This is a genomic window from Streptomyces sulfonofaciens (assembly GCF_014656295.1).
Taxonomy (GTDB): domain Bacteria; phylum Actinomycetota; class Actinomycetes; order Streptomycetales; family Streptomycetaceae; genus Streptomyces; species Streptomyces sulfonofaciens.
This window is the reverse complement of sequence record NZ_BNCD01000002.1, coordinates 64,703-82,879: the sequence shown is the minus strand read 5'-3', so window position 1 is coordinate 82,879 and position 18,177 is coordinate 64,703. Positions and strand designations below refer to the sequence as shown.

General features: G+C 72.7%; 17 protein-coding genes. 9 read left to right on the top strand and 8 right to left on the bottom strand.

Annotated features, from left to right (window positions below; all coding sequences use genetic code 11):
• Positions 1–9 precede the first annotated feature (9 nt).
• A complete protein-coding gene (gene trxA, locus IE313_RS03375; RefSeq protein ID WP_189929382.1) occupies positions 10–420 on the top strand; it encodes a thioredoxin in 411 nt (136 codons plus the stop codon).
• A 120-nt stretch (positions 421–540) separates the two neighbouring features.
• Here the strand turns inward: trxA and IE313_RS03370 are convergent, their stop codons facing one another.
• A complete protein-coding gene (locus tag IE313_RS03370) occupies positions 541–1,509 on the bottom strand; it encodes a LacI family DNA-binding transcriptional regulator (RefSeq protein WP_229924346.1) in 969 nt (322 codons plus the stop codon).
• Between the two features lie 244 nt (positions 1,510–1,753).
• Here IE313_RS03370 and IE313_RS03365 point away from each other — a divergent pair, with 244 nt between their 5' ends.
• From IE313_RS03365 to IE313_RS03335, 7 genes are all read left to right on the top strand, one after another.
• Positions 1,754–2,221: a type II toxin-antitoxin system PemK/MazF family toxin gene (locus tag IE313_RS03365; protein WP_373316911.1), complete on the top strand. Its 468-nt coding sequence runs from the start codon at positions 1,754–1,756 to the stop codon at positions 2,219–2,221.
• Positions 2,222–2,421: 200 nt separating this feature from the next.
• Positions 2,422–3,702, top strand: coding sequence for an ergothioneine biosynthesis glutamate--cysteine ligase EgtA (gene egtA, locus IE313_RS03360; protein ID WP_189929380.1), 1,281 nt, complete (start codon positions 2,422–2,424; stop codon positions 3,700–3,702).
• Positions 3,699–5,045: an ergothioneine biosynthesis protein EgtB gene (egtB, locus tag IE313_RS03355; RefSeq protein WP_189929379.1), complete on the top strand. Its 1,347-nt coding sequence runs from the start codon at positions 3,699–3,701 to the stop codon at positions 5,043–5,045. Before egtA ends, egtB begins: the two co-directional genes overlap by 4 nt.
• Positions 5,045–5,809 carry an ergothioneine biosynthesis protein EgtC gene (gene egtC / locus IE313_RS03350; protein WP_189929378.1) on the top strand — a complete coding sequence of 255 codons (765 nt, stop codon included), beginning with the start codon at positions 5,045–5,047 and terminating at the stop codon, positions 5,807–5,809. Before egtB ends, egtC begins: the two co-directional genes overlap by 1 nt.
• On the top strand, positions 5,806–6,768 hold the full coding sequence (gene egtD / locus IE313_RS03345; protein WP_189929377.1) for an L-histidine N(alpha)-methyltransferase: 963 nt from the start codon (positions 5,806–5,808) through the stop codon (positions 6,766–6,768). The genes egtC and egtD overlap by 4 nt, the downstream gene beginning before the upstream one ends.
• A 33-nt stretch (positions 6,769–6,801) precedes the next feature.
• Positions 6,802–7,017, top strand: a complete 216-nt coding sequence (locus IE313_RS03340) for a dodecin (protein WP_189929376.1) — start codon at positions 6,802–6,804, stop codon at positions 7,015–7,017.
• A 46-nt stretch (positions 7,018–7,063) separates the two neighbouring features.
• On the top strand, positions 7,064–8,098 hold the full coding sequence (locus tag IE313_RS03335) for an MsnO8 family LLM class oxidoreductase (RefSeq protein WP_189929375.1): 1,035 nt from the start codon (positions 7,064–7,066) through the stop codon (positions 8,096–8,098).
• Here IE313_RS03335 and IE313_RS03330 read toward each other — a convergent pair.
• From IE313_RS03330 to IE313_RS03310, 5 genes are all read right to left on the bottom strand, one after another.
• Positions 8,029–8,991, bottom strand: a complete 963-nt coding sequence (locus IE313_RS03330) for a lysophospholipid acyltransferase family protein (protein ID WP_189929374.1) — start codon at positions 8,989–8,991, stop codon at positions 8,029–8,031. The genes IE313_RS03335 and IE313_RS03330 overlap by 70 nt on opposite strands.
• Positions 8,988–9,758 carry a GNAT family N-acetyltransferase gene (locus IE313_RS03325; RefSeq protein WP_189929373.1) on the bottom strand — a complete coding sequence of 257 codons (771 nt, stop codon included), beginning with the start codon at positions 9,756–9,758 and terminating at the stop codon, positions 8,988–8,990. Before IE313_RS03325 ends, IE313_RS03330 begins: the two co-directional genes overlap by 4 nt.
• Positions 9,759–10,014: 256 nt before the next feature.
• Positions 10,015–10,764: a succinate dehydrogenase/fumarate reductase iron-sulfur subunit gene (locus IE313_RS03320; protein ID WP_189929372.1), complete on the bottom strand. Its 750-nt coding sequence runs from the start codon at positions 10,762–10,764 to the stop codon at positions 10,015–10,017.
• Positions 10,761–12,728 (bottom strand): fumarate reductase/succinate dehydrogenase flavoprotein subunit, encoded by a 1,968-nt coding sequence (locus IE313_RS03315; protein WP_189929371.1) that lies wholly within the window; start codon positions 12,726–12,728, stop codon positions 10,761–10,763. Before IE313_RS03315 ends, IE313_RS03320 begins: the two co-directional genes overlap by 4 nt.
• 2 nt (positions 12,729–12,730) lie before the next feature.
• On the bottom strand, positions 12,731–13,402 hold the full coding sequence (locus IE313_RS03310) for a succinate dehydrogenase (protein ID WP_189929370.1): 672 nt from the start codon (positions 13,400–13,402) through the stop codon (positions 12,731–12,733).
• A 131-nt stretch (positions 13,403–13,533) separates the two neighbouring features.
• On the opposite strand from IE313_RS03310, the gene IE313_RS03305 reads away from it, so the two are divergent.
• The gene (locus IE313_RS03305) at positions 13,534–14,415 is read left to right on the top strand and encodes a LysR family transcriptional regulator (protein WP_189929801.1); all 882 of its coding nucleotides are present in this window, start codon (positions 13,534–13,536) and stop codon (positions 14,413–14,415) included.
• 310 nt (positions 14,416–14,725) lie between these two features.
• On the opposite strand, the gene IE313_RS03300 is transcribed toward IE313_RS03305, so the two are convergent.
• Complete coding sequence (locus IE313_RS03300) at positions 14,726–16,861, bottom strand: putative bifunctional diguanylate cyclase/phosphodiesterase (RefSeq protein ID WP_189929369.1); 2,136 nt, start codon at positions 16,859–16,861, stop codon at positions 14,726–14,728.
• A complete protein-coding gene (locus tag IE313_RS03295; RefSeq protein WP_189929368.1) occupies positions 16,858–17,670 on the bottom strand; it encodes an SAM-dependent methyltransferase in 813 nt (270 codons plus the stop codon). Before IE313_RS03295 ends, IE313_RS03300 begins: the two co-directional genes overlap by 4 nt.
• Positions 17,671–18,177 lie beyond the last annotated feature (507 nt).

Here is an 18,177-nt window from a genome sequence, read left to right as displayed (position 1 = left end):
AGGACGCCCATGAGCAGCACCGTCGAGCTCACCAAAGAGAACTTTGACCAGACGGTCACTGACAACGACTTCGTCCTGATCGACTTCTGGGCGTCGTGGTGCGGACCCTGCAAGCAGTTCGGGCCCGTCTACGAGAAGGCCGCGGAGGCCAATCCGGACCTGGTCTTCGGGAAGATCGACACGGAGGCGCAGCCCGAGCTGGCGCAGGCCTTCGGCATCCAGTCGATCCCCACCCTGATGATCGTCCGTGACCAGGTCGCCGTCTTCGCGCAGCCCGGTGCCCTGCCCGAGGCCGCACTCGACGACGTCATCGGCCAGGCCAGGAACCTGGACATGGACGAGGTCCGCCAGTCGATCGCACAGGCGGAGGCCCAGGGCCGCCAGGGCGCCCAGCCGGACGGCAGCGGGCCCGCCGAGTAGCACGGCGGTCGTTTCCAGGGCTCAGGACACCACCGGCCCGGGCCCGGGGCTGGTGTGCCCCGGGCCCGGGCCGGCCCGTGCCCGGTGCGGCAGGCCCCCGCGTCGGGGCCGGCCGGCACCCTACGTCGACTCCCGCCGCACCGCCGTGGCGGCCAGCAGGTCGTGCGCCTCGGTCCGTGCGCCCGGCGCCCGCACCAGGCGGTCGACCAGCTCGGCGAGGGCCTGTCCGGACGGCAGTTCGATGCGGACGGTGCTCAACCGGGGCCGCAGCAGCCGGCTGAGCAGCAGGTCGTCCGCGCCCATCACCGCGGTCTCCGCGGGCACCCGCACGCCCTCGTCCTGAAGGGCGCGCATCAGCAGCATCGCGTACTCGTCGTTGTACGTGAACACGGCGTCCAGCCCGAGGTCCCGCCAGCGCCCCGCGAGGCGTGCGGCGGCCTCCTCGGTGTGGGCGAGCGGTAACTCGGCCACCTCGGCCCCGGTGCCTTCGGCGGCGCGCCGCATGCCTTCCACCATGGGCCGGGAGAAGACGTCGAGGCCGCGCTCCGCCGGGACGACCGCACCGATCCGGGTACGGCCGCGCGCCAGCAGGTGGGCGGCGGCGCACTGCCCGACCAGGCTGTGGTCGGTGAGCAGGGCGTGCGCGCCGTCCACCCGCTCGGGCCCGAGCGTGAGGACCGCACGGGCGCCGGAGCGCTTCAGGACGGCCACGCCCTGCGGGTCGAGGCCGTGCCCGGACTGGGCGAGCACCGCCACCGGCCGCAGCTCGGCCCAGGCGCGTACGGCCGCGTCACCGGTGCAGCCGGGGCCGCCGTACTGGACCACGGTGTACTCCATACGGCCGAGCGCCGCCTGGAGATCGCCGAGGAAACTCTCGTAGAGCGGGCTGAGCGGCACGGTCGGGGAGGCCATCAGCACCATCCGGCTGTGCCCGGCGCGCAGGCTGCGGGCGGCGGCGTGCGGCACGTAGCCCAGTTCCTCGGCCGCCGCCCTGACCCTGCGTCGGGTGGGCTCGCTGATCCGCATGGTGCTGGTGTTGTTCAGCACGTAGGAGACCGTGGCCCGTGAGACGCCGGCGAGGCGTGCCACGTCCGCGCTGGTGGGGGCGGCTCGGACGGCCGGTCCGGGCGGCCGGGGCAGGGCCGGCGGCCCTGCGAGGGGTAAGCCGGGGCGCTGTCCCCCGGGTGGCTGTGTTCCATGCTGTTTCGGTATCTGCACCATGACGCCCCGTATTTTTCCACTCACGCGACGCTGTGGGGCGAAACTCCCGAAAACCGCGGACCGCGGGCAGCGGGGCGCCCCGCTCCCGAGGTGACCGTACACCGGCTCTAACGTGACCCGCGTGACTGAGCGCATCGACCATCCCCAGACCGACGAGACCCCGGGCCGCAGCGGGCCCACCGCCACCACCGAGGCCCGGCCCGACCGGGTAGGACGGGTGCGCACCGAGTACGCCCCGGTGTACGACGGAGATCCCGATCCGGGCGAAATCGTCTGGACGTGGGTACCGTTCGAGGAGAACGACGGCCGCGGCAAGGACCGGCCGGTTCTGGTCGTCGCCCGCGAGGCGGCGGGCACCCTGCTCGCCGTGCAGTTGTCGAGCAGGCGGCACGACCACGACCGGGAGTGGGTGCCGATCGGGAGCGGGCCGTGGGACCGGGAAGGCCGTGAGTCATGGGTGGACGTGGACCGGGTACTACGCGTACACGAGCAGGGCATGCGGCGCGAGGCGTGCGCGCTGGACCGGATGCGCTTCAACCTGGTGGTGCACCGGCTGCGACTGCGCTACGGCTGGCGGTGAGCGGTCCCCAGGGCGCCTCCCGTGCCGTTCCCCCGCTCGGCACGCCCGCGTCCGTTCGCACTCCGTAATCGTATATAAGTTCGAAATACCCTTGTGTGTGCCGTCGTGATCGGCTTGGGTGGGACAGGTGTGGCCGGCCGGGTCCAGCGCGGACCGGGCCGGCTCGTGGTTCTCGACCGGAGGATCAGGAGACTCCCGACATGACCGAGGGAAAGTGTGTGCAGGTCGGCACGGACATCACCGATGCCGACCTGGAGGCCCTGGTACGCGGCATCTGTTTCAAGACAGGGCCGCCGCGCACCATCGGCGTCGAGGTGGAGTGGCTCCTGCACGAGCCGCACCGCCCCCGTGTCCCCATCACACCCGCCCGCTTCGCAGCGGCACACGCCGCCGTGCGGGCCCTGACCCTGAGTTCGGCGCTCACCGTCGAACCCGGCGGCCAGCTTGAGCTGAGCTCGCTGCCCGCCGCATCCCTGATGGAGTGCATCACGGCCGTCTCGGCCGACCTGGCGCTGGTGCGCACCGCGCTGAACGCTCTCGACCTCACCCTCACGGGGCTCGGCACCGACCCGTGGCGCCCGCCCACCCGGCTGCTGCACGACCCGCGGTACGAGGCCATGGAGGTCTACCTGGACCGCGCGGGCCCGGCCGGCCGGGGCATGATGTGCTCCTCGGCCTCCGTGCAGGTCTGCGTCGACGCCGGGTACGAGGAACCGGGCCCGCTGGGTCACGGACGGCGCTGGCGGCTCGCCCACCTGCTGGGCCCCGTGCTGGTGGCCGCGTTCGCCAACTCCCCGTTCATCGCCGGGCGGCCGAGCGGCTGGCGCTCCACCCGGCAGGCCCTGTGGGCCGGCATCGAGCCCGGCAGGTCCGCCGCGCCGGGACTCGACCTGGATCCCCGCACGGCCTGGGCCAGACGGGTGCTGGACGCGCCCGTGATGTGCGTCCGCGCCGACGCGGGCCCCTGGCTGGTGCCCGAGGACCTGTCGTTCCGGGCGTGGGTGCGCGGCGGCGTGCCCAGACCGCCCACCGGTGCCGACCTCGAATACCACCTGTCCACCCTCTTCCCACCGGTGCGGCCACGCGGGCACCTGGAGCTGCGCATGATCGACGCCCAGCAGGGCGACGACGGCTGGATCGTGCCGCTGGCGGTGACGGCCGCGCTCTTCGACGACGCCGAGGCCGCGGAGACGGCCTACCGGACCGTCAAGCCGCTGGCCGAGCGCGCGGGGTCCCGGCCGGCGCCGCGCAACGCCCTGTGGACGTCCGCCGCCCGGCATGCCCTGGCCGACCGCGAACTGCACGACGCGGCCGTGGTCTGCTTCGCCGCCGCGCTCGACGCGCTGCCCCGGCTCGGTGCCACCCCGGCCGTGCTGGACGCCGTGGGCGCCTACACCGAGCGCTATGTGGTCCGCGGGCGCTGCCCGGCGGACGAACTGATCGACCGATTCGCCCCGCAGGGGAAGGACGTGCTGTCATGACCGATCCCACCACTCCAACGGCCGACCCCGACACGCTGCGCGGGCGCGCCCTCGCCGCCCTGCTCGCCGCACGCGACCGCACCTCTCAGCTCACGGAGTGCGTGGACGAGGCGGACCTGACGACGCAGCACTCACCGCTGATGTCGCCTCTGGTGTGGGATCTCGCGCACATCGGCAACCAGGAGGAGCTGTGGCTGCTGCGCGCGGTGGCGGGCGCTGACGCCATGCGGCCCGAGATCGACCCCCTGTACGACGCCTTCGAGCACCCGCGCTCCGAGCGGCCCTCACTGCCGCTGCTGGCTCCGAAGGAGGCCCGCAGCTACGCGGCGGAGGTACGCGGCCGGGTGCTGGACGTCCTGGAGCGCACCGCCTTCCACGGCGCGCCCCTCACCCATGACGGCTTCGCCTTCGGCATGGTCGCGCAGCACGAGCAGCAGCACGACGAGACGATGCTGATCACCCACCAGCTACGCAGGGGCCCGGCGGTCCTCACCGCCCCGGACCCCGGGCCGTCCGAGTTCACCGGGCCCGCCGAGGTCATGGTGCCCGGCGGGCCGTTCACCATGGGCACCTCCACCGAGCCCTGGGCGCTGGACAACGAGCGGCCCGCGCACCGCAGGCTCGTCCCGCCGTTCTTCATCGACACGGTGCCGGTCACCAACGGCGCCTACCAGTTGTTCATGTCCGACGGCGGATACCGGGAGCGGCGCTGGTGGAGCCCGCGGGGCTGGGCGCACATCCGCGAGCACGGCATCTCGTCGCCGCTGTTCTGGCGCGAGGAGGGCGGCATGTGGCTGCGGCGCAGGTTCGGTGCGACCGAGCCGGTGCCGCCGGACGAGCCGGTGCTGCACGTCAGTTGGTACGAGGCGGACGCCTACGCCCGCTGGGCGGGCCGCAGGCTGCCCAGCGAGGCCGAGTGGGAGAAGGCGGCCCGGTACGACCCGGTGTCGGGCACCTCCAGGCGCTACCCGTGGGGCGACGCCGACCCGCGTCCCGAACACGCCAACCTGGGCCAGCGCCATCTGCGCCCGGCGCCCGCCGGCAGCTACCCGGCCGGCGAGTCGCCGCTCGGGGTGCGCCAGTTGATGGGCGACGTCTGGGAGTGGACGGCGAGCGACTTCCTGCCGTACCCGGGCTTCAGGGCGTTCCCCTACGAGGAGTACTCGCAGGTGTTCTTCGGATCCGACCACAAGGTGCTGCGCGGCGGTTCCTTCGCGGTGGGCACGGTGGCCTGCCGCGGCACGTTCCGCAACTGGGACTACCCCATACGCCGGCAGATCTTCTCCGGCTTCCGCACGGCTCGCGACGCGACGCCCGCCGAGAGCTCCCGGGGGGCGCGCTGATGTGCCGCCACCTGGCCTACCTGGGGCCCTCCGTGCCCATCGGCGAGCTGCTGCTCACCCCGCCGCACAGCCTCTTCCGGCAGTCCTGGGCACCGCGCCACCAGCAGCACGGCACGGTCAACGCCGACGGGTTCGGCGTGGGATGGTACGCCGGCGAAGACCCGGTGCCGGCCCGCTACCGCCGTTTCGGACCCATCTGGGCCGACCAGTCCTTCGCCGACCTGGCCCGGGTGGTGCGCACCGGGGCGCTGCTCGGCGCGGTGCGCGACGCCACGCTGCGCAGCGCGGACGGGGAGGCCGCGGCGGCGCCCTTCGCCGAAGGACCCTGGCTGTTCAGCCACAGCGGCGCGGTCGACGGCTGGCCCGGCTCACTGGCGCCGCTCGCCGCCGACCTGCCGCCGACCGCCCTGCTCGACCTGGTGGCGCGCAGCGACTCGGCCCTGCTGTGGGCGCTGGTGCTGCACCGGCTGCGGCACGGCGACTACCGCGACCGGGCGGGCGCGGCGCTCGCGGACACCGTGCTGGACGTGGCACGTGCCGCTCCCGCGTCCCGTCTCAACTTTCTGCTGACGAACGGTTCGGCGATCATGGCCACATCGTGGGGCGACGCCCTGTGGTACCGCACCGGTCCCGGCCCCCGGGTCGTCGTGGCCTCCGAGCCGTACGACGACGAACCCGGCTGGCACCCGGTTCCGGAACGGACGCTGCTGGTGGCGGACCCCCGCGATGTCCGGCTGACCCCGCTCAAGGAGGTCGCAGCGTGAGCCCGTTCCACGTCACCCGCACCCTGCCCGAGGACGCCTCCAGCGCGGCGCTGCGCGCCGACGTCCTGCACGGCCTGACCCGTCTGCCCAAGACCCTGCCGCCGAAGTGGTTCTACGACGCACGCGGCAGCGCCCTCTTCGAGGAGATCACCGCGCTCGCCGAGTACTACCCGACCCGCGCGGAGCGCGAGATCCTGCGGGACCGCGCCCCGGAGATCGCCGCCGCCACCGGTGCGCGCACCCTGGTGGAGCTGGGCTCCGGCTCCTCGGAGAAGACCAGGTACCTGCTCGACGCGCTCACCGGCCTCGAGACCTACCTCCCGGTGGACGTGAGCGAGAGCGCCCTCACCCTGGCGGGCGAAGCACTGCTCGCGGAGCGCCCCGGTCTCGACGTGCACGCGCTGATCGCCGACTTCACCCGGGACCTCACGCTGCCCGAGGCACCGGGGCCCCGCCTGGTGGCGTTCCTCGGCGGCACCATCGGCAATCTGCTGCCGCCCGAGCGCGCCGCGTTCCTGTCCGCGGTGCGCGCCCTGCTGGCGCCCGGGGACGCGCTGCTGCTCGGCACCGACCTGGTGAAGGAGGAGGAGGTGCTGGTCGCCGCGTACGACGACGCGGTCGGGGTGACGGCGGCCTTCAACAAGAACGTGCTGTCCGTCGTCAACCGCGAGCTCGCGGCCGACTTCCACCCGGACGCGTTCAGCCACGTGGCCCTGTGGGAACCGGAACACGAGTGGATCGAGATGCGGCTGCGCTCGCGCACGGCCCAGACGGTGAAGATCAGGGCGCTCGACCTCGCGGTCGACTTCGCGGCGGGCGAGGACCTGCGCACGGAGGTGTCCGCCAAGTTCCGCCCGGAAGGCGTGCGCGCCGAGCTGGCCGCCGCGGGCCTCAGACGCACCCACTGGTGGACGGACGCGGCGGGGCGCTTCGCGCTCTCGCTCAGCGCGGCCGCGTAGCCGAGCGGCCGCGAACGACGAAGGGAGATCGTCATGTCACATCACACCTACCGGGTCACCGAGATCGTGGGAACCTCCCACGAGGGTGTCGACCAGGCCATCCGCAACGGCATCGGACGGGCCTCGCAGACCATCAGGAACCTCGACTGGTTCGAGGTGACGGAGGTGCGCGGCCAGATCGAGGATGGGCAGGTCGAGCACTACCAGGTGGGCCTGAAGGTCGGCTTCCGCCTGGAGGAGGACGGCTGAGCGGGCCGGAAGGGAATCCTGGCGCCGCCCGGGCGTTGACACCAGGGTGAGTTCCGTCATCGCCGCCACCCGCTTCTCCGTTCTGGACCGCTCGCGCGTCCGCGAGGGGTACGGCGAGGCCCGGGCGCTGCGCGACACGGTCCGTCTCGCGGTCCGTGCGGAGCGGCTCGGATACCACCGGTTCTGGGTCTCGGAGCACCATGGCGTACCCGGGGTCGCCGGCTCGGCGCCGACCGTGCTGGCGGCCGCCGTGGCCGCCGCCACCCGCAGGATCCGGGTGGGCACGGGCGGCGTGATGCTCCCGAACCACCGGCCGTACGTGGTGGCCGAGCAGTTCGGCGTGCTGGAGTCGCTGTTCCCGGGCCGGATCGACATGGGCCTCGGCCGTTCGGTGGGCTTCACCGACGGGGTGCGCAGGGCGCTGGGCCGCGGCAAGGACGACGCCGGTGAGTTCGCAGCGCAGCTCGCCGAACTGCTGGGCTTCTTCCGCGGCGACTCGCCGACCCGGGCGCACGCCCGCCCCGCCGAGGGCCTGCGGGTGCCGGCCTTCGTGCTGGCCACCGGCGAGGGCGCGGACATCGCCGCCGAGGCCGGGCTGCCGCTGGTCATCGGCGACGTGCGGGGCCGGGAGCGGATGCTGCGCGCCATCGACCGCTACCGGCGGGCGTTCCGGCCCTCGCCCTGGGCCGCGGAGCCGTACGTCGTGGTGTCGGGCACGGTCGCGGTCGCCGCCGGCACCGAGGAGGCGCGCCGCCTGCTGGTACCGGAGGCCTGGGCCGCGGCCCACTCGCGCACCCACGGCACGTTCCCGCCGCTCCCGCCTGCCGAGGCGGTCGAGGGGCGCGCCATGACCGCCAAGGAGCGCGAGCTGTACGAGTCGGCGCTGCGGGGCCATGTGCACGGCACCGAGGAGGAGGTCACCGAGGCGCTCGAAGAGCTGATCGGGGAGAGCGGGGCCCAGGAGGTGCTGGTCACCACCAGCACGCACGACCGGGTGGCCCTGCTGGACTCCTACACCCGGCTGGCCGGGATCGCGGAGCTCATCCCGCGCGGGACGGCACCGGCACGCCCGGCGGGATGAGCGGCCCGGCTCCCGCGGCCCGCCCCGGCGGGCTCCGGACAGCCCGGCTCCGGACAGCCGGGCACCGTCCCGTCGGGCTCGGCACCAGCCGGGGCGGTGTCCCCCAGTGCGTCCTGCGCGGCACGCGCCAGGGAGCGGCGGTCCGGGTGGCCGGCGGGCGCGAGCGCGGTCCTTACCCGCACATGGGCGACGAGGCCGCGGGCCCGCGCGATCCGCCACACCGACTCCAGCAGGGTGTCCGCGCCGATGAACGCGGCAGCGGTGCTGCGGGCGCCGTGGGCGTCCGCGTACCGCAGGCGCACCGGCTGCACGGGCACGGCCGCGTCCAGTGCCGCCTGGAAGACGGCCCGCCTGACCGCTCCCCGGTCCCGGCCGCACCAGGTGCTGCCCTCGGGGAACGCCGCGACGGCGGAGCCCGCGCGCAGGGCGCCGGCGATCTCGCGCACCGCCCGGGGCAGCGCGCGCGGCCGCGTCCGGTCGATGAACAGGGTGCGGCCCGTGGCCGCCAGCGCACCGGCGACGGGCCAGCCGCGCACCTGCGACTTGGCGAGCATCCGCGCCGGCCGGAGGGCGGCGAGCAGCGGGACGTCGAGCCAGGAGATGTGGTTGGCGACGACGAGCACTCCGCCCGTGGCCGCGATCTCCCCACTGACCCTGGTACGCACCCCGATCGCGCGCACCAGGGTGCGGCACCAGAGCCTGACGAGCCGCTCGCGCGGTCCGCGGGGGCACCGCAGGACCGCCGGGGACAGCACGATCCCGGTGCCCAGGACGGCCGCCAGCGCCGCGAGCCTGAGCAGGGCGCGCGGGACGCCGGCCGCCGCTGCCCGGCCCGCGGCGCCCGGGATGCATGCTGCGGGTGTGCAGGTCGAGGTGGGCTGCCAGGTGCTCATGAGGCGGGCACGAGGGAGAGGAAGTGCCGCAGGTAGCGCGGGTCGACCCGGCGCATGGGCAGCAGCACGTAGAGGTCGGCGACGCCGAAGTCCGCGTCGAGCGCGGGCTCCGAGCACACCCAGGCGCCCAGCCGGAGGTAGCCGCGCAGCAGCGGAGGCAGTTCGGTGCGGTCCTGCCGGGCGATGTCCTCGTGGCGCCACGGCAGCAGGGGGCGCACCCGGTACTCCTCGGGCGCCAAGTGGCGCTCCCGCACCCGGTCCCAGGTGCCCGCGGCGAGCGCGCCGCCGTCGGCGAGCGGCACCGAGCAGCAGCCGCCCAGCCACTCGTGCCCCGCACCCGTCATGTAGCGGGCGATGCCGGCCCAGATGAGGCCGATCACGGCGCCGTCGCGGTGGTCCGGGTGCACGCAGGAGCGGCCGGCCTCGACCAGTCCGCCGCGGATGGCGCCCAGGGCGCTCAGATCGAACTCACCCTCGGCGTAGAGCCGTCCGGCGATCGCGGCGCGCTCGGGCGGCAGCAGTCGGTAGGTGCCGACGGCCTGTCCGGTGGCCTCGTCGCGCACCAGCAGATGGTCGCAGTAGGCGTCGAAGGCGTCGGTGTCGAGACCCGGCTCCGAGGTGGCCCGCAGATGCGCCCCCATCTCCAGGGCGAACACGTCGTGGCGCAGCCGCTGGGCGGCCCGTACGTCGGACTCGTCACGGGCGAGGGTGACGGTGTAGCGGGCGGGGGGCGCGGGCGGGGTGGCGAGGGCGGGGACGGCGGTCATGGCTCTCTCCTGGTCACGGGCGGCGCAGACGGCGGAACCACGGACCATGAGGGGTCCGTGGTTCCAGTTCTTCCGCTGTCTGCTGGCGTGCACATGACCTGCGGCGGGAGCGGGGGTGAGCGGATGCTGAACGGCCCGGGGCGTTCAGCACCCGCCTTCGGGATCGCGCCCCGGGCAGGGGCGACAGCCTCGTCGGGGATCTTCCCCGTGGGGATCTCCGTGGAGACCCCCACGTGGGGGCCTCGCCCCCTGGTGGCTACCGCTTGCCGGCCTTGCGGGTGGCCCGCAGCCACTCCTTGTTCATCCCGGTGATCGACATCAGCGGGATGCCCTTGGGGCAGGCCGTCGCGCACTCGCCGGTCAGGGTGCAGCCGCCGAAGCCCTCCTCGTCCATCTGCGCCACCATGTCCAGCACCCGGCTCTCACGCTCGGGTGCGCCCTGCGGCAGCACGTTGAGGTGATTGATCTTCGCGGAGGTGAAGAGCATCGCCGCGCCGTTCGGGCAGGCGGCCACGCAGGCCCCGCAGCCGATGCACTCGGCGTGCTCGAAGGCGAAGTCGGCGTCCGCCTTGGGGACGGGCGTGGAGTGCGCCTCGGGGGCCGCGCCGGTGGGCGCGGTGACATAGCCGCCGGCCTGGATGATCCGGTCGAACGCGGAGCGGTCCACGACCAGGTCCTTCACGACCGGGAAGGCGGCGGCACGCCACGGCTCGATGTCGATCGTGTCGCCGTCCTTGAACGCCCGCATGTGGAGCTGGCAGGTGGTGGTGCGCTCCGGGCCGTGTGCGTCGCCGTTGATGACGAGGCTGCAGGCTCCGCAGATGCCCTCGCGGCAGTCGTGGTCGAAGGCGACCGGGTCCTCACCCTTGAGGATCAGCTCCTCGTTGAGGGTGTCCAGCATCTCCAGGAACGACATGTCCGAGGAGATGCCGTCCACCTCGTACGTGGACATGGCGCCTTCGGCGTCGGCGTTCTTCTGCCGCCAGACGCGCAGGGTGAGCTTCATGCATAGCTCCGCTGAGTGGGATGGACGTACTCGAAGACCAGGTCTTCCTTGTGCAGTACGGGAGCGCGGCCGGTGCCGGTGAACTCCCAGGCCGCGGCGTAGGAGAACTCCTCGTCCTTGCGGGCCGCCTCGCCGTCCGGGGTCTGGGACTCCTCGCGGAAGTGGCCGCCGCAGGACTCGCTGCGGTGCAGCGCGTCGAGGCACATGAGCTCGGCGAGCTCCAGGTAGTCGACGACGCGGTTGGCCTTCTCCAGGGACTGGTTGAACTCCTCACCGGTGCCCGGGACCTTGATGCGCCGCCAGAACTCCTCACGGATCGCGGGGATCCGCTCCAGTGCCTTGCGCAGCCCCGCGTCGGTGCGTGCCATGCCGCAGAACTCCCACATCAGCTCGCCGATCTCGCGGTGGAAGGAGTCCGGCGTGCGGTCGCCGTCGACGGCCAGCAGCCGGGCGAGGCGCTCCTCGGTCTCCTTGCGCGTCTCGGCGACGGCCGGGTGCTCGGCGGTGACCTCCTCGTGGTGGGGGTTGCGGGCCAGGTAGTCGTTGATCGTGGACGGCAGGACGAAGTAGCCGTCCGCGAGGCCCTGCATCAGCGCGGAGGCGCCGAGGCGGTTGGCACCGTGGTCGGAGAAGTTGGCCTCGCCGACCGCGAACAGGCCGGGGATGCTGGTCTGGAGGTCGTAGTCGACCCACAGGCCGCCCATGGTGTAGTGCACGGCGGGGTAGATCCGCATCGGCACCTCGTACGGGTTCTCCGCGGTGATCCGCTCGTACATGTCGAAGAGGTTGCCGTACTTCTCGGCGACCTTCTCCTTGCCCATGCGGTGGATGGCGTCGGCGAAGTCCAGGTACACGCCCTGCCCGCCGGGGCCCACCCCGCGTCCCTCGTCGCAGACGTTCTTGGCGGCGCGCGAGGCGATGTCCCGAGGGACGAGGTTGCCGAAGGACGGGTAGATGCGCTCCAGGTAGTAGTCGCGCTCGTCCTCGGGGATCTCGTTCGGCGGGCGGGTGTCGCCCTTCGCCTTCGGCACCCAGATGCGGCCGTCGTTGCGCAGCGACTCGCTCATCAGGGTCAGCTTCGACTGGTGGTCGCCGGTGCGCGGGATGCAGGTCGGGTGGATCTGGGTGAAGCAGGGGTTGGCGAAGTAGGCGCCCTTGCGGTGCGCGCGCCAGATCGCGGTGGCGTTGGAGTTCATGGCGTTCGTCGACAGGTAGAAGACGTTGCCGTAGCCGCCGCTGGCGAGCACCACCGCGTCCGCGAAGTAGCTGTCGATCCTGCCGGTGACCAGGTCCCGGGCGACGATGCCGCGGGCCCGTCCCCCGACGACGATCAGGTCCAGCATCTCGGTGCGCGGGTGCATCTCGACGTTGCCCGCCGCGATCTGCCGCGACAGCGCCTGGTAGGCGCCGAGCAGTAGCTGCTGGCCCGTCTGACCGCGGGCGTAGAAGGTGCGCGAGACCTGGACGCCGCCGAAGGAGCGGGTGTCCAGCAGACCGCCGTACTCACGGGCGAACGGCACGCCCTGCGCGACGCACTGGTCGATGATCTCCACGGAGATCTGGGCGAGCCGGTGCACGTTCGACTCGCGGGCCCGGAAGTCGCCGCCCTTCACGGTGTCGTAGAAGAGGCGGTGCACGGAGTCGCCGTCGTTGCGGTAGTTCTTGGCGGCGTTGATGCCGCCCTGCGCGGCGATGGAGTGGGCGCGGCGCGGCGAGTCCTGGTAGCAGAACTGCACCACGTGGTAGCCCTGCTCGGCGAGTGTGGCACCCGCGGAGCCGCCGGCGAGGCCGGTGCCGACCACGATGACGGTGTGCTTGCGGCGGTTGGCCGGGTTGACCAGCTTGGCCTCGAAGCGGCGGGTGTCCCAGCGCTCGTTGATCGGGCCCTCGGGGGCCTTGGTGTCGGCGACCGGCTCACCGGTCGTGTAGGCGGCGTAGTCGCTGTATTCGCTGGTTGAGGTCATGTTCAGGCCACCAATCCGGTCATGACGCCGACGGGTACGGCGATGAAGCCCGCCGTCAGGATCACGGCGAGGGCATTGGCGATGATCTTGAGGACCCGGTCGCGGGTGCGGCTGCCGACGCCGAGGGTCTGCGCGGCGCTCCAGAACCCGTGCTGGATGTGCAGGCCGAGCGCGAGCATCGCGACGATGTAGATGACGTTGCCGTACCAGGTGGAGAAGGTGTCCACGACGTTCTGGTACGGGTGCCCGGGCTGGAAGCCGCCGGAGTGCACGGTGCCGGTGGTCAGGTCGAGGATGTGCCAGACGATGAAGAGGCCGAGGATGATCCCGCCCCAGCGCATGGTGCGGGTCGCGTAGCTGGCGCGGGGCCTGGCGTGCACGTACTTGCTCGGGCGTGCCTTGATGTCGCGGCGGCTGAGCTGGTACGCGGAGGTGGCGTGCGCCACGACGGCGAGAACCAGCACGACGCGGATCACCCAGAGGGTCCACTCGTAGTGCATGAACGGTTCGCCGATGGTGCGCAGCCAGTGGGCGTAGTGATTGAAGTCACCGGCACCGAAGAAGATCTTCAGATTGCCGAACATGTGGACGGCCAGGTAGAGCAGCATGATCAGGCCGCTGACGGCCATCACTGTCTTCTTGCCGACCGACGAGTCCCACATGGTGCGAGTCATGGACGGCCGTCGGTCCGTCCGCGTTGCCAGAGCCATGTCACAGAACGTTAGAACGACAGGAGGCGATCGGTCCAAGAGATGGAATAGCTCATTTCGATAGGTGAAACCTATTGATCGACTATGCTGACCCCATGCAGTTCCAGCAGCTTCAGTATTTTGTGGCGGTTGCGGAGACCCGGCACTTCACCCGGGCCGCCGAGCTGGTGCACGTGGCCCAGCCGTCGCTGTCCCAGCAGATCAGGTCGCTGGAGCGGGAGCTGGGCGCCGATCTCTTCCGCCGCGCCCGGGGCAACATCACGCTCACCGACGCCGGAGAGGCCCTGCTGCCGCTGGCCCGCCGCATCCTGGCGGACGCCGACACCGCCCGCCAGGAAGTCCAGGAACTGGTACAGCTCCGCCGCGGCCGGGTCCGCCTCGGGGCGACGCCGAGCCTGTGCACCGGCCTGCTCCCCGATGTGCTGCGCGACTTCCACGACCGCTATCCCGGCATCCGGCTGATGATCGAGGAGGGCGGCTCCCACGACCTGGTGCGCGAGCTGGCGCGCGGGGCGCTCGACCTGGCCCTGATCGTCCTGCCGCTGCCCAGCCCCTCCCCCGCGCTCACCACCGTGGAGCTGCTGCGCGAGGACCTGGTGGTGGTCTCCTCGCCGGACGCGCCGGCTCCCGGTACCGGGAGCATCGTGCGGGTGCCCGACCTGGAGGGCGAGCGCCTCGTGATGTTCCGGCACGGCTACGACCTGCGGGAACTGACCGTGGCCGCCTGCCGCGCCGAGGGCTTCGAGCCGGACTTCGCGGTGGAGGGCGGCGAGATGGACGCGGTGCTGGGGTTCGTCAGGGCCGGCCTCGGCGTGGCCGTGGTCCCGCACATGGTGGCCGAGCGGGCGGGCCGGGGCCTGCGGGTGACCCCCCTGGCCCGTCCGGGGCTGCACCGGATCATTGCACTGGCGCACCGCAGCGACGTGGCCCCGCCGCGCGGAGCCAGGGAGCTCCAGCGGATGCTGCTGGCCCGGTGACCGGGCCGCCCCCGCGCCCACGCGGTGGCGCCGCTGCCCCGACCGCGGGAGCGGCCGCCCCGACCGGTGATGCTGTTCCCCGCGCCCGCGCGGCGGCACCCGCGCTCCCGCCACCCCGATCGGTGAGCCGGGCGCGGCGGTGGCGTACGCCCCGCAGGGCGCGCGGTGGGGCGCGGCGGACCGTGGTCAGGACGCCCGGTCGCACCCCGGCGCGCGACGCCGGGGCGACCGGCCCGGCGCGCGACACGGCCGCCTGCGGACCGCCGGCCCGAACCCGTGCAGTGCCCGCGCCCCTCACGGCGCACGGGGGCTAGCCGATGGCGTCGGCCAGGGCCAGCTCGTGCAGCCGGTCGGGCGGGCCGGGGCGGGCGTAGTACCACCCCTGGGCCGTGTCGCAGCCCATGTCGCGCAGGGCCTCGGCCTGTGCGCCCGTCTCCACGCCCTCCACCGTCACCGACAGGTTCAGGCTGTGGGCGAGCGAGACGATGCCCTCGACGAGCTTCAGGTCGACGGGGTCGGCCGGGAACTGCTGCATGCCCTGGGTGAAGGACCGGTCGAGCTTGAGGACGCTGACGGGCAGCCGGCGGAGGTTGGCCAGGTTCGAGTAGCCGGTCCCGAAGTCGTCGAGCGCGATGTCGACGCCCATCTCGCTCAGCCGCCGCAGCGGCTTGAGCAGGTCGTCGTCGGCCCCGATCAGCGCCGACTCGGTGACCTCCAGGCAGAGCCCGGAGGGATCGAGCCCGAGCCGGTCGAGGATGTCGACCGTGTCGGAGACCAGGCCCGGATGCTGGAGCTGGCAGGGCGAGAGGTTGACGTTGATCCGCAGCGGCCCCGCCTCCGCATGCCGCTCCTGCCAGCGCCGGGCCTGCCGTACGGACTCCTCCAGCACCCAGCGGCCGAGCGGCACGATCAGTCCGGTGTCCTCGGCCAGGGGTATGAAACGGTCGGGCCCGAGCACGCCGTGCTGCGGGTGGGCCCAGCGCACCAGCGCCTCCGCGCCGCGCACGCTGCCGTCGCCGAGGTGCACCAGGGGCTGGTACTCGATGAAGAACTCGTCCCGCTCCAGCGCGGCGGGCAGCGCGGTGGTCAGGCCGTGCCGGGTGATGGCGCGGGCGTCGGCCTCCGGGTCGGCGAGTTCGTAGCGGTTGCCGCCCGCCGACTTGGCCCGGTACATGGTGATGTCGGCACTGCGCAGCACCTCCGCGGGGCTGCGCTCCTTCGCCGGGCCCTCCACGATCCCGATGCTGCCGCGCACCGTCAGCTCGCGGCCCTCGATGCGTACGGGGCCGGCCAGGGCGTTCATGATGCGCCCCGCCAGGTCGTCGACGTCGGTCTCGGTGTCGGGTCCGGTGGTCAGCGCGACGAACTCGTCGCCGCCGAGCCGGGCGACCATCTCGCCCGGCGCCGTCGCGCAGGCCTGGAGCCGGTCGGCGACCTCCACCAGGAGCCGGTCGCCGGCCGCGTGGCCGAGACTGTCGTTGACGGTCTTGAAGCCGTCCAGGTCCAGGTAGCAGAGCCCGAACCGCTTGCCCTCGCCCGCCGCGAGGGCCTTCTCCAGGCGCTCGAAGAACAGCGTCCTGTTGGGCAGTCCGGTGAGCGCGTCGTGGGTGGCCTCGTAGCGCAGCCGGAGGTTGAGCAGCCTGCGCTCGGTGGTGTCCTCCATCAGCGCCAACTGGTACTGCGGGCGGCCGTCCGCGTCACGCAGCAGGGAAACCGTCAGATTGGTCCACAGCACGGTGCCGTCGGGGCGGTAGAACGCCTTCTCCACGCGGTAGTGCTCGCGCTCGCCGTGCACCAGCTCCTCGTAGAGCCGCCAGATGTGCGGGGTGTCCTCGGAGTGCACCCACTCGGTGACTTTGCGATTGCGAACGAGTTGTTCGGAGCCGCCGAACATCCGCACCAGGGCGTCGTTGGCCTCCAGGACGGTGCCGTCCAGGTCGGCTATGCCGATCCCTATCGCGGCCTCCTCGAAGACCGCGCGGAAGCGTGCCTCGCTTGCGTGCAGGGCCGCCGCCACCGTACTGCGGGCGTCGAGCGTGGCGCGCGCGATGGCCTCCTGCTCGGCGAGGGTGCGCTCCCGCAGGGCGCCGGCGAAGCCGGCCGCTGCGGCGTGCTGCAGGCGTGCGCTGCGCGAGCGCAGTTCCTCCTGCGGGCCTTCCCCGCCGCAGTACAGCACCAGGTAGGCGTCGACCACGTCGAGGGTGCGGCTGAGCGCCTCGGGGTCGGTGCAGTGCACCTCGACGAGGGCCGCTCCGACCTGTCGGCCCGCGACCGCGTCGAAGGTGCGGGCGAGCAGTGCGTCACGCAACTGCCGGGCGAGCGGGAGGAGTAGCCGCTCGAACTCCGGGCGGTTCAGCGAGGTGGCCGTCACCGGGAAGACCGCCCGGCTCCAGATGGTCGCGAACCTGTGCAGTCTGTCTTCCGGACCGTCCGGCTCCGCGCTCACGCCTTCCGCCCCACACCGGCGAGACCCCACAGGGCGAGGGCGTCCTCCTCGTCGGGAGCGGCCACTGGCCGCCAGCACGGCAACGGCACGAGGCCCGGTTCCACCATGTCGTACCCCTCGAAGAACCGCGCGATCTCGTCACGCGAGCGCATGATCAGTGGATTGCGGATGTCCCTGTACACATCCAACGCTCCGCCCGCCTGTTCGGCCGGGACGGGGATCCCCTCGTACGAGACGTGCGTGAGGATGAGCAGACTACCCGGCGCCATGGCGTCCCGTAGCTCGCGCACGGCCGCGCACGGATCGTCCGCCTCGGCCAGGAAGTGGAGCACCGCGACGAGCAACAGCACGGCCGGCCGCGTCAGATCGAGCAGCCGACCGACGGGTTCGAGCGCCAAAACCTCGCGCGGCCTGCGCAGATCGGCCGTACCGGCGCCGGCGCCCGCATCGCCGTCGAGGACCGCGCCGGCGTGGGCGACGGCGACCGGGTCGTGGTCGACGTACACCACCTTCGCCTCACCGCAGGCCCCCCGCGCGACTTCGTGGACGTTGCCGAAGGCCGGTATGCCGGAGCCGATGTCGAGGAACTGGGTGACGCCCTGCGCCACGGCGTACTCGACGGCCCGCCGCATGAAGGCACGGTTCGCCTGGGCGAGCTTCGGCAGCCCCGGCATGAACTCCATGGCCCTGCGGCCCGCTTGCCTGTCGACCTCGAAGTTGTGCGAACCGCCCAGGTAGAAATCGTAGATGCGGGCCACGCTCGGCACCGAGATGTCGATGCCGCGCGGTGCCCACGGCGGACGCTCCATCAAAGTCTCCAAGGCCTAGGCGATCCGGTGTTCGAGCTGAGGCTACTGATCGCCCGCCAAAGGAGCGAGCCCAAACGGAAATTGGCGATCCGTTCTCGGTCACTGCCTGCGGCAAGTGCCGCAAAAGACTCTCCTGAAATCCGATGAATCTGTCGGAAGCCTGCCAAGGCACACGAAGGACGCCGGCGGGTTCCTTCGGTGCGGTGCGGTCGAGAACGGGCGACCGGAGCGCCGGGTGTCCGGTTTGCGGGGCTCTCGGGCGGGACGGCCGGACGGGGCGCGGGTGTGCACGGCGCACGGGAACGGTATGGGAGCGGACCAGGGCGCGTTGCTTACGCGTACACGCCGTCGTTTGCTCCGAGGGGTCGCCCGAACCGGAATGGCTTGTTCTTATCCTTGCGATGCGCCCGGGGCGCATGGGGCCGGTGCGTCGGGGCGTACACCCGGGCACCGTAGGGGCAGGCGCTGGGCCGTCCTGCCCGCGCACCGCACGGCCCGTTCGGCCCG

Coding starts and splice junctions, on each gene's coding strand:
- trxA (WP_189929382.1), top strand. CDS start 10: ATGAGCAGCACCGTCGAGCTCACCAAAGAGAACTTTGACCAGACGGTC.
- egtA (WP_189929380.1), top strand. CDS start 2,422: ATGACCGAGGGAAAGTGTGTGCAGGTCGGCACGGACATCACCGATGCC.
- egtB (WP_189929379.1), top strand. CDS start 3,699: ATGACCGATCCCACCACTCCAACGGCCGACCCCGACACGCTGCGCGGG.
- egtC (WP_189929378.1), top strand. CDS start 5,045: ATGTGCCGCCACCTGGCCTACCTGGGGCCCTCCGTGCCCATCGGCGAG.
- IE313_RS03340 (WP_189929376.1), top strand. CDS start 6,802: ATGTCACATCACACCTACCGGGTCACCGAGATCGTGGGAACCTCCCAC.
- IE313_RS03330 (WP_189929374.1), bottom strand. CDS start 8,991: ATGAGCACCTGGCAGCCCACCTCGACCTGCACACCCGCAGCATGCATC.
- IE313_RS03325 (WP_189929373.1), bottom strand. CDS start 9,758: ATGACCGCCGTCCCCGCCCTCGCCACCCCGCCCGCGCCCCCCGCCCGC.
- IE313_RS03320 (WP_189929372.1), bottom strand. CDS start 10,764: ATGAAGCTCACCCTGCGCGTCTGGCGGCAGAAGAACGCCGACGCCGAA.
- IE313_RS03315 (WP_189929371.1), bottom strand. CDS start 12,728: ATGACCTCAACCAGCGAATACAGCGACTACGCCGCCTACACGACCGGT.
- IE313_RS03310 (WP_189929370.1), bottom strand. CDS start 13,402: ATGACTCGCACCATGTGGGACTCGTCGGTCGGCAAGAAGACAGTGATG.
- IE313_RS03305 (WP_189929801.1), top strand. CDS start 13,534: ATGCAGTTCCAGCAGCTTCAGTATTTTGTGGCGGTTGCGGAGACCCGG.
- IE313_RS03295 (WP_189929368.1), bottom strand. CDS start 17,670: ATGGAGCGTCCGCCGTGGGCACCGCGCGGCATCGACATCTCGGTGCCG.